This window comes from Leucobacter sp. cx-42 (genome assembly GCF_014529985.1).
Classification (GTDB): Bacteria; Actinomycetota; Actinomycetes; order Actinomycetales; family Microbacteriaceae; genus Leucobacter.
Genome location: NZ_JACVMU010000015.1, coordinates 1 through 14,436, shown reverse-complemented (window position 1 = coordinate 14,436; position 14,436 = coordinate 1). Strand labels below are relative to the sequence as shown.

The 14,436-nt window shown below is 62.7% G+C and carries 12 protein-coding genes and 1 tRNA gene; 10 read left to right on the top strand and 3 right to left on the bottom strand.

Going from position 1 to position 14,436, the window contains the following annotated elements; translation table 11 throughout:
- The first annotated feature begins 127 nt into the window (after positions 1-127).
- Entirely contained in the window at positions 128-1,102 is a 975-nt protein-coding gene (locus ICM05_RS12220) for a recombinase family protein (protein ID WP_215401779.1), read from the top strand.
- An 86-nt stretch (positions 1,103-1,188) separates the two neighbouring features.
- Here ICM05_RS12220 and ICM05_RS12215 read toward each other — a convergent pair.
- Positions 1,189-1,264 (bottom strand) — tRNA-His (locus ICM05_RS12215).
- A gap of 357 nt (positions 1,265-1,621) precedes the next feature.
- On the opposite strand from ICM05_RS12215, the gene ICM05_RS12210 reads away from it, so the two are divergent.
- The 4 genes from ICM05_RS12210 to rlmN are packed head-to-tail and all read left to right on the top strand — an operon-like array spanning position 1,622 to position 6,048.
- Positions 1,622-2,683, top strand: a complete 1,062-nt coding sequence (locus tag ICM05_RS12210) for a 3-isopropylmalate dehydrogenase (protein WP_188024910.1) — start codon at positions 1,622-1,624, stop codon at positions 2,681-2,683.
- Between the two features lie 50 nt (positions 2,684-2,733).
- Positions 2,734-3,828 (top strand): branched-chain amino acid aminotransferase, encoded by a 1,095-nt coding sequence (locus ICM05_RS12205; RefSeq protein ID WP_188024909.1) that lies wholly within the window; start codon positions 2,734-2,736, stop codon positions 3,826-3,828.
- 27 nt (positions 3,829-3,855) lie between these two features.
- Positions 3,856-4,653 carry a fumarylacetoacetate hydrolase family protein gene (locus tag ICM05_RS12200; RefSeq protein ID WP_188024908.1) on the top strand — a complete coding sequence of 266 codons (798 nt, stop codon included), beginning with the start codon at positions 3,856-3,858 and terminating at the stop codon, positions 4,651-4,653.
- Positions 4,654-4,704: 51 nt separating this feature from the next.
- Positions 4,705-6,048, top strand: a complete 1,344-nt coding sequence (gene rlmN / locus ICM05_RS12195; RefSeq protein WP_188024907.1) for a 23S rRNA (adenine(2503)-C(2))-methyltransferase RlmN — start codon at positions 4,705-4,707, stop codon at positions 6,046-6,048.
- Here the strand turns inward: rlmN and ICM05_RS12190 are convergent.
- Positions 6,045-7,085, bottom strand: coding sequence for an aminotransferase class V-fold PLP-dependent enzyme (locus ICM05_RS12190; protein ID WP_188024906.1), 1,041 nt, complete (start codon positions 7,083-7,085; stop codon positions 6,045-6,047). The genes rlmN and ICM05_RS12190 overlap by 4 nt on opposite strands.
- A gap of 39 nt (positions 7,086-7,124) precedes the next feature.
- Between ICM05_RS12190 and ICM05_RS12185 the strand changes: the two genes are divergently transcribed.
- From ICM05_RS12185 to ICM05_RS12165, 5 genes are read left to right on the top strand one after another with little or no spacing between them, the layout of a single operon-like run.
- Positions 7,125-8,135 (top strand): LysR family transcriptional regulator, encoded by a 1,011-nt coding sequence (locus ICM05_RS12185; protein ID WP_223160491.1) that lies wholly within the window; start codon positions 7,125-7,127, stop codon positions 8,133-8,135.
- Positions 8,132-9,397, top strand: a complete 1,266-nt coding sequence (locus ICM05_RS12180) for an MFS transporter (protein ID WP_188024905.1) — start codon at positions 8,132-8,134, stop codon at positions 9,395-9,397. The genes ICM05_RS12185 and ICM05_RS12180 overlap by 4 nt, the downstream gene beginning before the upstream one ends.
- Before the next feature lie 37 nt (positions 9,398-9,434).
- Entirely contained in the window at positions 9,435-10,982 is a 1,548-nt protein-coding gene (gltX, locus tag ICM05_RS12175) for a glutamate--tRNA ligase (protein WP_188024904.1), read from the top strand.
- 3 nt (positions 10,983-10,985) lie between these two features.
- The gene (locus tag ICM05_RS12170; RefSeq protein ID WP_188024903.1) at positions 10,986-11,999 is read left to right on the top strand and encodes an NAD(P)/FAD-dependent oxidoreductase; all 1,014 of its coding nucleotides are present in this window, start codon (positions 10,986-10,988) and stop codon (positions 11,997-11,999) included.
- Complete coding sequence (locus ICM05_RS12165; RefSeq protein WP_188024902.1) at positions 11,992-12,732, top strand: queuosine precursor transporter; 741 nt, start codon at positions 11,992-11,994, stop codon at positions 12,730-12,732. Before ICM05_RS12170 ends, ICM05_RS12165 begins: the two co-directional genes overlap by 8 nt.
- Before the next feature lie 120 nt (positions 12,733-12,852).
- Here the strand turns inward: ICM05_RS12165 and tgt are convergent, their stop codons facing one another.
- Positions 12,853-14,172 carry a tRNA guanosine(34) transglycosylase Tgt gene (gene tgt / locus ICM05_RS12160; protein WP_188024901.1) on the bottom strand — a complete coding sequence of 440 codons (1,320 nt, stop codon included), beginning with the start codon at positions 14,170-14,172 and terminating at the stop codon, positions 12,853-12,855.
- Positions 14,173-14,436 lie beyond the last annotated feature (264 nt).

Below are 14,436 nucleotides of genomic sequence, written 5' to 3'. Positions count from 1 at the left end.
ACTGAAACGGTCAAGGGACTCACACAGAAGGCCGCGCAGGGTGGCACCACAAATCGAGCACCGATCGGCTATATCAATATCGGTGTGCGCAACGAGTTCGGTCGAGAAAACCGCACCGTGAAAGTAGATGAAGAGCGGGTACCTCCATATCACCTGGGCGTTCCAGGTGTACGCCTCAGGCCGTTGGACATTGGCCCAGATTCACCGTGAGCTGATCGCCCGTGGACTCACGACTCTACCGACACCAAAACGCCCATCGAAACCGATCGCGATCTCGACGCTGCACCGACTGCTGACGAACCCGTATTCCAAGGGAGACGTGACCTTCAAAGGGGCAACCTACAAGGGCACACACGAGCCGATTGTGCCGAAAAAGGTCTGGTACCAAGTTCAAGCGTTGCTCGATTCACGCAAGTCAGCTGCCGACGCGACCCAGGTGCATGAGCACTATCTGAAGGGCACCGTGTACTGCGGGCAGTGCGGCGAGCGGCTGATCATCACAAACGCGAAGAACCGGCACGGCAACGTCTATCCGTACTTCGTGTGCTCAGGTCGGCACTCCGGTAGGACTGAGTGCACCCGGCAGGCGATGCTTATCGAAGATGTTGAAGGGCTCATCGAAAATTACTACGAGATGATCGAGGTATCACCCGGAATGAGGCAAGACCTCGCCGGGAAAATTCACGCCGACTTCGACCAGCTTATGGCCAACGAAGCAAAGGAACTCTCACGTCTTACAACTGAGCGAGACCGGCTCGATGACGAACGCATGAAACTGCTGCAAGCACACTACGCGGGGGCGGTTCCGATTGACTTGCTCAAGATAGAACAAGACCGCATCGCCAACCAGATTGGCGACATCCAGCACCGGCTCGAAGCACACCACGACGAATACGCTTCAGCTCGCGCACATCTCGACGATTCACTCGGGCTACTCGCCAACATCGTCGGCATCTACCAACGAGCCGACGACGCGAACCGGCGTCTGTGCAACCAAGCGTTCTTCCACCGGATCTTCATCGAAGAAGAGGGCTACACCCATGTCGAATACGAGCGCCCATACGGCGCGCTCTGCAACACCGAGGAAAGATCAACGCCCTGAACTGGGCGGCAGAAGCGAAAAAGAGGGGAGAGGCTCAAACCGGACAAAGAGTGGAGACTCTTGTCGAGGGTTGAACCTCTCCCATTTGGGGTGGACAACGGGACTTGAACCCGCGACCACCGGCACCACAAGCCGGTGCTCTACCAACTGAGCTATGCCCACCATGCTGTCCCGGTGCAGTGCACCTGGCAACCTGATAACTATAACCCACGCCGCCCTACCCTTGTCTAATTGGTGGCTGCGCTCGGGAATGTCGCGCGTAATTCCGCCGGTTTTGGTGCTGAGTGCTGATGCTTGGCGAGGGGCGCGTGCCCGTGCCTCGCAGTGCGCAATGTGTCGTCATGGCGCTTTCATGGCATCTTCTCGGCGGTATGCTGGGGGAGTGGGCGAACCAAGCGTCGCCACGACGTTACGTCGATTGCCATGGCGGCTCGATGTCGCGTCATGTATGCCTTGGCGGCGTGAAGTTGTCAGGGTGTCCGGCATTGCCATGACGGCACATCAAAGGAGGAGTGTTCAGTGACACGCACCATCAACCTTGCAGTAATTCCCGGTGACGGAATTGGTCAGGAAGTTACTGCGCAGGCAAACCGAGTACTCGACGCAGTGCTCGCAGGCAGCGATGTCGCTCTGAACCGCACCGAGTTCAAGCTTGGCGCAGAGCGCTTCCTTGAGACGGGCGAGACCCTTCCCGCAGCTGAGCAGGCCGCCATTGCCGAGAATGACGTCATTCTGTTCGGTGCTGTTGGCGGCGCTCCTGGTGATCCGCGCCTCGCGAATGCAAACATCGAACGCGGTCTTCTCCTGAAGCTTCGCTTTGACTTTGACCACTACGCAAACGTGCGTCCCTGCACGCTCTTCCCCGGCGTTGACTCGTCGCTGAAGGAGCCGGGCGAGGTTGACTTCGTTGTCGTGCGCGAGGGTACCGAGGGTCCCTACGTTGGTAACGGCGGTCGTCTCCGCGAAGGCACCGTGCACGAGGTAGCTACCGAGGTTTCGGTGAACACCGCGTTTGGTGTCGAGCGCATCGTGCGTCACGCATTCCAGGTTGCCGCTTCGCGTGAACGCAAGAAGCTCACCTGGGTGCACAAGACCAACGTGCTCGTGCACGCTGGCGCAATCTGGCAGCGCGTCGTCAAGACCGTTGCTGCGGAATACCCCGAGATCGCGGTCGACTACATGCACGTTGACGCAGCAACGATCCACATGGTTCAGAACCCGTCGCGCTTCGACGTGATTGTGACTGATAACCTGTTCGGAGATATCCTCACTGATTTGGCCGGCGCTATCGGCGGCGGCATCGGCCTCGCAGCCAGCGGCAACATCAATCCCGATGGCACGTTCCCGAGCATGTTCGAGCCCGTCCACGGCTCTGCACCCGATATTGCGGGTCAGCAGATCGCGGATCCCACGGCGGCCATCCTGTCCGTGGCACTGATGCTCGATCACCTCTCGCTCGCAGACGAAGCTGCACGCGTTCGCGCGGCAGTTCGTGCGGACCTCGCAGGCCGCGGCGACGCAGCACGTTCGACCACTGAGGTCGGCGACGCTGTGATTGCCCAGCTTCCTGCGCGAGCATAATCTCACCACCCACTTTTTCACCGCGCCATTGGCGCGAGAAAGCTGACGTCATGACTGACCTCACCTTCACCCTTTCGGAGGCGGTACGCCTCCCCGCTGCCGAGCGCGAAGCGATCCTCGCAAACCCCGGCTTTGGTAACTACTTCACCGATCACATGGTCTCCATCTCGTGGAGCCGTGAAGAGGGGTGGCACGATGCGGCGGTCCTGCCTTACGGTCCGCTCGCGATTGATCCGGGTTCGTCGGTCCTGCACTACGGTCAGGAGATTTTCGAGGGCCTGAAGGCATACCGCCGCGAAGACGGCTCGATCGTCAGCTTCCGCCCCGTTGAGAACGCACGTCGTCTCAACGAGTCGGCTGCGCGACTGGCGCTGCCTGAGCTCCCCGAAGAGCTCTTCGTTGAGGCTTGCCGCCAGCTCGTGCAGATTGACGCTGACTGGGTACCCGGTGGCGAGGACCAGAGCCTCTACCTCCGTCCGTTCATGATCGCTGACGAGAGCTTCCTCGGTGTTCGTGCGGCTGAGAAGGCACGCTTCCTCGTGATCGCGTGCCCCTCCGGCGCATACTTCACCGGTGGCGTGAAGCCCGTTTCGATCTGGCTGTCGCAGGGTCTGTCGCGCGCAGGCAGCGGCGGAACCGGCGCTGCAAAGTGCGGCGGCAACTACGCAGCATCGCTGCTTCCGCAGCAGGTTGCAGCTGAGAACGGCTGTCAGCAGGTGCTCTTCACCGACGCCCAGGAGGAGGGCCGCATCGACGAGCTCGGCGGCATGAACCTCTTCCTCGTACGCGCTGACGGCACGCTGCTCACCCCTGAGTTGAATGGCAACATTCTGCCCGGCATCACCCGTCGTAGCCTCATCGAGCTCGCAGAAGCTCGCGGCCACAAGGTCGAGGAGCGCGCGGTGACCGTCGCCGAATGGCGCGCAGGCGCAGCTGACGGCAGCATCGTCGAGGCGTTCGCGTGTGGCACCGCTGCTGTGATCACCCCGATCGGCAAGCTCAAGGCACCCGAGTTCGAGATCGATTTCGGTGAGAACGCTCCTGGCGCGCTCACCATGTCGCTTCGCGAAGAGCTCACTGGCATCCAGACTGGTGCCGTTGCAGACAGCCACAATTGGCTGACTGAGTTCGTCCCAGCACCTTAATTTCACGGCATCGGAGAGGCCGATCGCATGAAGGTCGCACGCTATGAGTACGAGGGAGAGATCTCCTTTGGTATCCTCGACCAGGCAGAGTCTGGCGACGGCATAGAGATCGTTGAGCTGTCTTCCGATCCGATGATGGCTGAGTACGACACGACCGGACGGCGCATCCCGTTCGCTGACGTGCGTCTGCTGGCTCCCGTGATTCCGCGTTCGAAAGTGGTGTGCGTTGGCAAGAACTATGCCGACCACGTTGCCGAGATGGCGGAACTCACGGGACCAGCTCCCACGCCCGATGCACCCTTGCTGTTCCTGAAGCCGAACACCTCAGTGATTGGCCCTGGCGACCCGATCCTCCTGCCTTCGATCTCGAAGCGCGTGGAGCACGAGGGCGAGCTCGCAATCATCATTGGTGCGGTCGCAAAGAACGTCACCGAAGAAGAAGCGCTCTCGGTGGTCTTCGGATTCACCTGCGCGAATGATGTCACGGCGCGCGACATTCAGATCGCCGATGGTCAGTGGATGCGTGGCAAGAGCTTTGACACGTTCTGCCCGATCGGCCCGGTCGTCGAGACCGATCCCGACCTCGCAGACGCGCTCATTACGACCCGCGTGAACGGTGAGCTTCGCCAGGAGGGTCGCACCTCGCAGCTGATCTTCGATGTGGCGCGGATCGTCTCCTACGCATCGCAGGCCTTCACGCTGTTGCCGGGCGACATCATCCTGACGGGTACGCCAGCCGGTGTTGGCCCGATCGTCGAGGGTGACACCGTTGAGGTGCACATCGAGGGCATCGGCACGCTGCGAAACCCCGTGCGCGCCGCCTAACTTCCTGTCGCGTTTCGACGCTCCCAAGTTGAGATGCGACAATAGTGGGTAATGGATCCCAACAAGCTCAATCACGGCACGGCTGCGGACGAACCGAAGTTCACCAAGACGCGCCCTCGTTCCGGTGACGCTGCGCCGCGCGCGCAGGTTCGCCCGAAGACTGAGGGCTGGAAGCAGCTCACCTCGGCCGATGGCCGCCCGACCCTGCAGTTCGCTTCGCCGCGCGTGAAGCAGCCTGACACGCACCTCGCAGATATGACCCTCGCTGAGCGCGAGGCGAAGATCGTCGAGCTTGGCCTGCCCAAGTTCCGTGCGAAGCAGATCTCGAAGCACTACTTCGAGCATCACACGACCGATCCCGAGCAGATGACTGATCTGCCGAAGGACCGTCGTGACGAGGTTGCTGCAGCATTCTTCCCGCCGCTGCTCACCGAGGTGAAGCGCCTCGTGACCGATGACGGCGACACGATCAAGTTCCTCTGGCGTCTCTTTGACGGTGCGCTCGTCGAGTCGGTGCTCATGCGCTATCCGGGCCGCATCACGCTGTGCGTGTCGAGCCAGTGTGGCTGCGGCATGAACTGCCCGTTCTGCGCGACCGGCCAGGCGGGCCTGACCCGCAATATGTCGACCGCTGAGATTCTCGATCAGGTCGTGCAGGCGAACCGCGTGATCGCTGAGGGCGGTCTCGGCCGCAAGCGTCGTGCCGGTAACGGTGCTGAAGCTGAGCGCGTGAACAACATCGTGTTCATGGGTATGGGTGAGCCCCTTGCGAACTACAAGCGCGTCATGAACGCCGTACACCGCATGGTGGCGCCGTCGCCTGAGGGCCTCGGCATGAGCGCGCGCGGCATCACGGTGTCGACCGTTGGTCTCGCGCCCGCGATCCGCAAGCTCGCTGATGAGGACCTCCCCATCACCTTCGCGCTGTCGCTGCACGCGCCTGACGATCAGCTTCGCGACGACCTTATCCCGGTGAACAGCCGCTGGAAGGTCGACGAGGTGCTTGACGCCGCGTACCACTACTACGAGAAGACCGGTCGCCGCGTCTCCATCGAGTACGCACTCATCAAGGACATGAACGACCACGCATGGCGCGCCGATCTGCTCGCAGATCGTCTGAACCAGCGCGGCCGTGGCTGGGTGCACGTCAACCCGATCCCGCTCAACCCGACCCCGGGTTCGATCTGGACCTCGTCGACGAAGCCCGTCACGCGCGAGTTTGTCGACCGCCTGAATGCTGCAGGCATTCCGACGACCCTCCGCGATACGCGCGGCAAGGAGATCGACGGCGCATGCGGTCAGCTGGTTGCGACCCAGCAGGACAAGGACGATGCGGCTGCGGCAGTCGCCGAATCTGCAGCGCCCGAGATTATCGAGGTTCCCGCAGCCGACTAGTCGCGCAGCGCCTCCGCAAGCATCGAAACGTCCGCATCGGAGTTCCAGACATGGAACGCGATGCGGGCGTTTCCTGCTCTTCCAGACGCGGTGATGCCAGCGGCCTGCATACGCGCGAGGTCGCAACCATCGGGATCCGCCCACGTCACAATCGCCGAATCACCTGGCTCGAGACCGAGCTCGGCGCGTGCCGCATTTGCGAGTGTCAGGACATGGGCGCGGATCGCGCCAGCGTCATGCCCCGCAAAGTATTCGAGCGCACGTTCGGTTCCGGTGACCGCTGGCCACACTGGTGACAGGTCGAAGCGGCGCGCGGTCTCCGACAGGGGAGTGTGGCCAGCGTAGGTGGCGGTCCACGGGTCGTCAGCGGAACACCAGCCTGCCGCGACCGGGGTGGCATCGCGCATGAGCTCGCTGCGGACGGTCATGAATGCCGTCCCGCGCGGCGCGCACAGCCACTTGTAGGCGTGGCAGACGGTGTAGTCGAAAGTTTCGGCGCCGATGGGCAGCCAGCCGAGCGACTGAGTGAGGTCGACGCACGTGCGCGCGCCGTGAGCTGCGGCGGCAGCACTGATGGCTGCGTGATCCGCCACCTCGCCCGTTGCCGATTGCACAAGTGAGAACGCGACGAGCGCGGTTTCCGGGCGAACCGCAGCGGCAAGCTCTGCGAGCGGGGCATAACGGACGGTGACTCCGCGATCCGCCAGCTGTTCGAACGGGTGCGTGAGCGAGGAGAAATCGCCGGCAGCGCACAAGACCTCGGCGTCATCGGGGACGGCGGTCGCGATGACGGAGACGAGCTGTGAGGTTTGCGAGCCGATCGCAACCTCATCGGGGGAGACCCCAGCGATCCGCGCGAACAATGCACGGCTGCGTTCGAGGGATTCCCCAAGCGCGAAAGCGTCAAGATCTCCGCGCGCCCAATCCGTAATGAAATCACGCATGGCGGTTGTAGTGGCGTGCGTCGGCACGCCCACGGTGCACGCGGAGAGATAGCCGGGTGCTGCGTCGAAATCGTCACTGAATGCGGTGCTCATGGTGCCACGATACGGCCGCGCGTGAAATAAGAAAACTGAATGTTTCTTATCAAACCCTTCCAGTGGGGTTATGATGTGCGTGTGAATACGCAGCGCATTACCGGAGACCCGCTCGGCACGATCGATTCGACCGAGCTTCGTATCTTGCACACGCTCGCGGTGACGGGATCGCTCACCTCGACGGCAGGTGTGCTGGGGCTCAGCCAACCTGCCATCAGTCAGCGCATCAAGCGCGTGGAGACGCGCCTCGCTGTGCCGCTCATTGAGCGCTCCGGGCGCGGTATTCGCCTGACGAATGCGGGTCAGATCCTTGCGGAGCACGGCCGCACGGTGGTTGCCGAGATCGACGCCGCCCTCGCAGCAATCGATGATCTTCGCGGCGAACGTGCTGGCACGCTCCGACTCGTCGGTTTCCCTTCGTCGTCTGCAACGATCGTGCCCGAGCTCATGCGCAAGCTGGCTATCGAGGCGCCCGATGTCTCGCTCCAGTACCGCGAGGCGGAGCCGCCCGAGGCTGCCGCGATGCTGCGCGACGGTGAAGTCGATTGCGCGCTGATCTTTGACTACGAGGGCGCAGTTGGTCTGCCGGCAGGCAGCGCGTTCCTTCCGATGTGGCGGGAAGACGTGTACCTCGTCGTCTCAGACCGCCACAACGTTCCAGAGAGCGGATCGGCCGACCTTGCCGACTACGCATCGGAGCACTGGATCGCCGGTTGTGAAAAGTGCCGTGGCCATTTGCTCGCTGCCGCTGCCGATCATGGATTCGAGCCCGACATTATTCAGGAGACCGACAACGTCCCTGCAATGCTCGCGATGGCGGCTGCCGGTGGTGCCGTCGTGCTCGTCGCTGGCCTCGCGCTCGCTGCTGCGCCTTCGCTCCCTGAGGGGGCCGTAGCGCTGACGCTCGATCCGCCGCGCTACCGCCGCATCGGTCTCGTATCGATGGCGACCGCGAACGAAAGCCCCCAGGTGCGCCTGGCGAAGCGCCTGCTCGCGCAGGTCGATGGCTCGCCGTGGGGCATCCTGCCGGTGAGCGGTGATGTGCAGTGAGCACGCTGGAGATTCGCCGCACGATTCAGCGGCGCACGGTGGCGATCCTCGCGATCGCTACCATCCTGGGAGGCCTCGGCATCGGGGCCTCCTTCTCAGCCGGCGCGCTCCTCATCGCCGACATCACCGGGAACCCGGCAATCTCTGGCCTCGCGTCAACGCTGAGCACTGCCGGTGCTGCTGCGGCTGGTATCCCGCTTGCTCGCCTTGCCATGCGCAAGGGGCGGCGGATCGCCCTCGCCACCGGCAATCTCATCGCCCTCTGCGGTGCGATCATCGTCATTCTGGCTGCTGCACTGCCTGCGGCCAGCTTGCTGTTCGTTGGGCTCATGCTGCTCGGGGTTGGATCTGCGGTGCAGCTGCAGTCTCGATTCGCCGCTGCCGACCTTGCAACCGCGAAGACGCGCTCACGCGATCTTTCGCTCGTGGTGTGGTCAATCACGATCGGCGCGGTGACCGGGCCGAACCTGCTCGCACCGGGTGCTTGGCTTGGCGAACGCGTTGGAATCCCTGAGCTCAGCGGTGTCTTTGTGTTCGCTGCGGTCGCACAGCTGCTCGCCGGGCTCGTGGTGTGGATCATGCTGCGGCCTGATCCACTGCTCACCGCGCAGGCAGCGGTTGTGGCCACCGGCGTCGATACCGGCGCGACGGTGCTGCCGACGGCCGCGTTGCGGCGTGAGGCGTCGATCCGCCAGTTTGCTGTGATCATCGCGATCGCGATGGCGCACGCGACCATGGTGGGCCTCATGGCTATGACGCCGCTGCATCTGCGCGATCATGGGGCCTCAGTGACGTTCATTGGCTTCACGATTAGCCTGCACATTGCTGGCATGTACGCGCTGTCGCCGCTCGCCGGCTTGCTTGCGGGCAAGATTGGCGCGCGACCGGTGATGGTGCTGGGGTTTGTGATCCTCGGCATCTCAGCGGTGGGAACCGCGACCGCAGGTGAGAACGCAACCCTCATTCAGGTCGCCCTGACGCTCGTGGGACTCGGTTGGTGTGCGGTGACGGTTGCGGGCGCTTCGTTGCTCACAGAGCTGACTCCGAATGCGATTCGTCCGAAACGTCAGGGGCAGTCCGACACGATCATGAATATCGCTGGCGCCGCATTTGGTGCGGTGTCGGGATTGTTCTTCTCTGCTGGTGGATTCCCGCTCCTTTCGATCATCGCTGGTGCGCTCATGGTCGTCGGCGTGATGGCAACGATTCGCTCCGGTTCGGCGGTCGGAAAAGCAAGCAACCACCGCGCGCCTGTGGAGTAACGCCCCACTTCTGCTAAACGGGTCTAGAATGGTGGTGATGTCTCACAGCGATGCACCCCAGTTCTCGCAGGCCACCGGCACTGATGTCCGTGTGCGCTTCTGCCCATCTCCGACCGGAACGCCGCACGTCGGCATGGTTCGTACTGCCCTGTTTAACTGGGCATACGCGCGCCACACCGGCGGCAAGTTCGTCTTCCGTATCGAAGACACCGATGCTGCGCGCGATAGCGAAGAAAGCTACGCGCAGATCCTCGACTCCCTGCGTTGGCTCGGTCTTGACTGGGACGAGGGAATCGACGCAGGCGGCGACCACGGTCCGTACCGTCAGTCGCAGCGCGGTGAGATCTACCAGGGCATCATCGAGCAGCTCCGCGAGGGCGGCTATCTGTACGAGAGCTACTCGACTGCAGAAGAGATCGACGCTCGCAACATCGCAGCCGGTCGCCCCAAGCAGCTCGGTTACGACAACTACGACCGTGACCTGACGGACGAGCAGATTGCTGCGTTCCGTGCAGAGGGTCGTCAGCCGGCACTGCGCTTCCGCGTACCCGACACCGATCTGTCGTTCGACGACCTCGTTCGTGGCGACGTGACGTTCCCCGCTGGCTCAACCATCGACTTCGTCGTGGTGCGCCCGAACGGTGCTCCGCTCTACACACTCGTGAACCCCGTCGATGACGCGCTCATGGGCATCACCCACGTGCTTCGTGGCGAAGACCTGCTCTCGTCGACCCCGCGCCAGATCGCGCTGCACAGTGCGCTTGTTGAGCTTGGCCTTGAGCCCGCTATCCCGCGTTTCGGTCACCTGCCGTACGTCATGGGCGAGGGCAATAAGAAGCTGTCGAAGCGTGACCCTGAGTCGAACCTGCTGCTCCACCGCGAGCGCGGTTTCATTCCCGAGGGTCTCATCAACTACCTGTCGCTCCTCGGCTGGTCGTTCTCGGCAGACCGCGACGTCTTCACCCGCGACGAGATGGTCGAAGCATTCGACATCGTCAACGTGAACCCGAACCCGGCTCGCTTCGACCAGAAGAAGGCTGACTCGATCAACGCAGACCACATCCGTCTGCTCACCGAAGATGACTTCTTCGACCGCATCGTGCCGTACCTCATCGCAGGTGGCGCACTGCCCGTCGAGCCGAGCGCAGAGAAGCTCGACATTGTGCGTCGCGCAGTGCCCCTCGTGCAGAGCCGTATCGTCGTGCTCTCCGAGGTCGTCGGCATGCTTGGCTTCCTCTTCACGACCGCAGCTCAGCTGCAGTACGACGAAGATGGCCTGAAGTCGCTGCGCGCTGATTCGCCGCAGGCACTTTCTGCAGGTGCGGCAGCGCTCTCAGCTATCGCTGAGGCTGACTGGAACACCGAGAACATTCAGAACGCTCTGCAGGACGCACTGACCGACCCCGAAAAGGGTCTCGGCCTCAAGCCCCGCGTTGCATTCGGCGCGCTCCGTGTCGCAGCTTCGGGCCGCCGCGTTTCGCCGCCGCTCTTCGAGTCGTTCGAGCTCCTCGGCAAGGACGAGACGCTTGCGCGTCTCGAGCGCCTGCTCGATCACCTCGCACAGAACGCAGAACCCAAGGAGTAACGCATGGCTGGGGTCGTCGAACCCGCACCGCAGATCGATGATTCGAAGCCGTTTGGCGTCGTCATCATTGGTGGTGGTCCCGCCGGACTTTCTGCAGGCCTGCAGCTCGTCCGCGCGAACCGCCGAATTGCGATCATCGATAGTAACCGACCCCGCCACGCTGCAACCTTGCAGTCGCATGGGTTCCTCACCCGAGACGGCGCATCTCCACTCGAGCTGCGCCGCCTCGGCCGTGAGGAGTTCGAGGCGTACCCCACCGCGCGTTTCGCGCAGGCGGTCACCCACTCGGTTGAGCGGCTGAGCGAGGCTGACGCTATTGCTGTCGGCTTCCCCGACGGCATTGGCTTCCGCGTGCAGGCCAAGGGTGTGCGCGGTGCAGCCGACGTCGAGTTCATCACTCGTCGCGTGCTCGTCACTGCTGGCCTGACCGAAGAGCTACCGAAGTTCCCGATGGTGCGCGCCTACTACGGCACCGCACTGCACTCGTGTGTCGAGTGTGACGGCTTCGAGAAGTCCGACCGCCCGCTCGTGCTCATTGGCGAAACCAGTGACCTGTTTGCGCGTGCGCTGCTGATTAGTCGCTTCAGCTCTGACCTGATCGTGTTCACCAACGGTGCAGACACGATCCGCCCAGAACAAGAAGCGCAGCTCGCAGCGATCGGCATTCGCGTCGAACGTCGGGAGATTGCCGACATTGTTGGCGAAAAGGCTGACATGACCGGCGTCCGCCTGGTCGATGGCGAGGTTATCCCGCGCGTAGGCGGTTTCCTTCGCCCGCGCTGGCACGCACCCATCGAATTCCTCGGCGACCTCGACCTTGATCGTGACGATTGGGGCCTCGTGCGGGTCAATGACAAGGGCGAAACCTCGCAGCGCGGCGTCTTCGCCGCGGGCGACATCGTGCCGCCCGGCCCCCAGCAGCTCATTATCGCGGCCGGCAACGGTGCGCGAGTGGCAGCGAAGCTGAACATGGACATGATCCGCGGTGCACTCGGTGTGGGCGTGATCGATGAGTAACTTGGACGTGACTGTGGCTCTCGAAGACACCACCGGCGAGGCCGAAAAGTATGTAACGCCCGGTGCGCGAGCGGCATCCGCAGGCGCCCGATACGCGACGATCTCGGCCGCATTCGTGGGTATTTTGCTGATCTCGAACGTGGTCGCCGTCAAGCCGATCACATTTGGCGAGATCTCATTCGGCGCGTTCTCGCTGCCGATGATCTTTGACGGGGGAGTGTTCCTCTTCCCGCTCGCGTACATCTTGGGCGATGTGCTGGCTGAGGTCTATGGACTGAAGGCCGCTCGCCGCGCAATCTTCACCGCGTTCGCGCTCGCAGTGGTCGCCTCGCTCACGATTCTGCTCGTGCAGATCTCGCCGCCGGCAGACGGCTGGGAGAACCAGGAGGCCTTTGCGGCCGTCCTCGGTTTCGTGCCGCGCATTGTTGCCGCAAGCCTGGTGGCCTTCCTCATCGGCCAACTCCTCAACGCGTGGGTACTCGACAAGATGCGCCAGCGCACCGCTGGCCGCTACCTGCGTACCCGCCTCATTGTGTCGACGATGGCCGGGCAGCTGCTCGATACGGTCGTGTTCTGCACGATCGCGTTCGCCGGCATCATCACCGGCGTTGACTTCGTCATGTACATCGTGCTCGGCTATGTCGTGAAGGTTCTGGCCGAGGTCGTGCTGTTGCCAGTCACGACGCGCATCATCAGCGCAGTACGTCGCGCTGAGACCGCACAGATCAAGTAGCGCGGATCGCGGCGCACGCGCCGCCCGCTACAATGAAAGCGGTGGCGAGTCTGGAATCCCAGACTCGCCACCGCTTTCGTGTGTGCGTCGCAGCGTTTCCGTGAGGTCGCCTGACCCGCGTTAGTCCTGCTTTGCCTTCTTGGGGTAGAGGCGGCCGAGGGTCTCGTCGCGGAACTCAGCAAACGTGCCGTCAATCATCGACTCGCGGATCTGATCCACCAATCGCACAATGAATCGCTCGTTGTGAATGGTCGCGAGCGTCGAAGACACCATCTCCTTCGCCTTGAAGAGGTGATGCAGGTATGCGCCGGTGTAGTTCTCGCAGGTGTAGCAATCGCAGTTGTCATCGATCGGACCGAAATTGCGTCGCTGGGTTGCAGCCTTTGCGTTGATGCGACCGCGGCTCGAGTACATCGTGCCGCCACGCGCCTGGCGCGAGGGGGCAACGCAGTCGAACGTATCTGCGCCAGCAGCGACAGCAGCGAAGAGGTCGTCTGGCTCCGAGATGCCGAGCAAGTGGCGCGGCTTGTTCTCGGGAAGCTCATCGGTGACCCAACCACAGATCTCACCGAGCTGGCTCTTCTCGATTGCGCCGCCAATACCGAAGCCATCAAACATCTGGCCCTCGGCATCTGCACCGGTCATCGTTGCGAGACCGCTGGCTGCCTTGCGGCGGAGGTCTTCGTACTGAGCACCCTGGACGACACCAAACAGTGCCTGGTACGGACGATGAGTGCGCTCCTCAGTCTGACGAGCGTGCTCATCGAGGCAGCGAACGGCCCATCGCGCGGTGCGATTCACGGAATCTTCCTGGTACGCGCGGGTGTTCATCAGTGTCGTGAGCTCATCGAACGCAAACATGATGTCGGCGCCGAGCTGGTGCTGAATCTGCATCGAGATCTCAGGGGTGAAACGGTGACGGTCGCCATTGATGAACGACTTGAACGTCACGCCGTCTTCGTCAACGTGCGCGAGACGTTCCTTGTTCTTCGCGATGACCGCGTCAGATTCGTGCAGGTCCTCAGTCATCGAGATGACCTTCTTAAAGCCAACTCCGAGTGACATGACCTGGAACCCGCCGGAGTCCGTGAACGTCGGGCCGTCCCAGTTCATGAACTTGCCCAGGCCGCCAGCCGCATCAACGATGTCGCTGCCCGGCTGCAAGAACAGGTGGTAAGCGTTCGAGAGGACCGCCTGGCCGCCGAGCTCACGCACCGTCGCGGGCAACAGCGACTTCACGGTCGCCTTGGTGCCGACCGGAATGAACGCCGGTGTCTGAATTTCACCGTGCGGGGTGCGGATCGTTCCCGTACGTCCAAGCGGACGGCCATCAGAACCATGCTCGCCATCATTCTCGAGACGATGCTCGACCGTGAAGCCGAAATCGGCGGGCGACGGGGGAGGGTTGAGTGGCTCGTTGGCCGGGACTGAATTGTTCACGGATCCATCTAAGCAGCTTCGCCTGTGGCGTGCGCGCGATGGGTTCCCATGCTTCGCACCGACTGTGCACGGTGCGCGGATCGGTCCAAGCTGGCTTCGTAGGTACGTGCTTCTCTTGATGGTGTGAGTGTGGGAATGTGACACGCCCGTGTTTTGGTCTGGGTTTGCGCTGGGGTGGGGATCGGCGTAATGTAATCCCTTGTCGCCGCAACGCAGCCGGGCAGCATCGCTGGCCTGGTTGATTTCGTTTGCGGTTAACCGAAA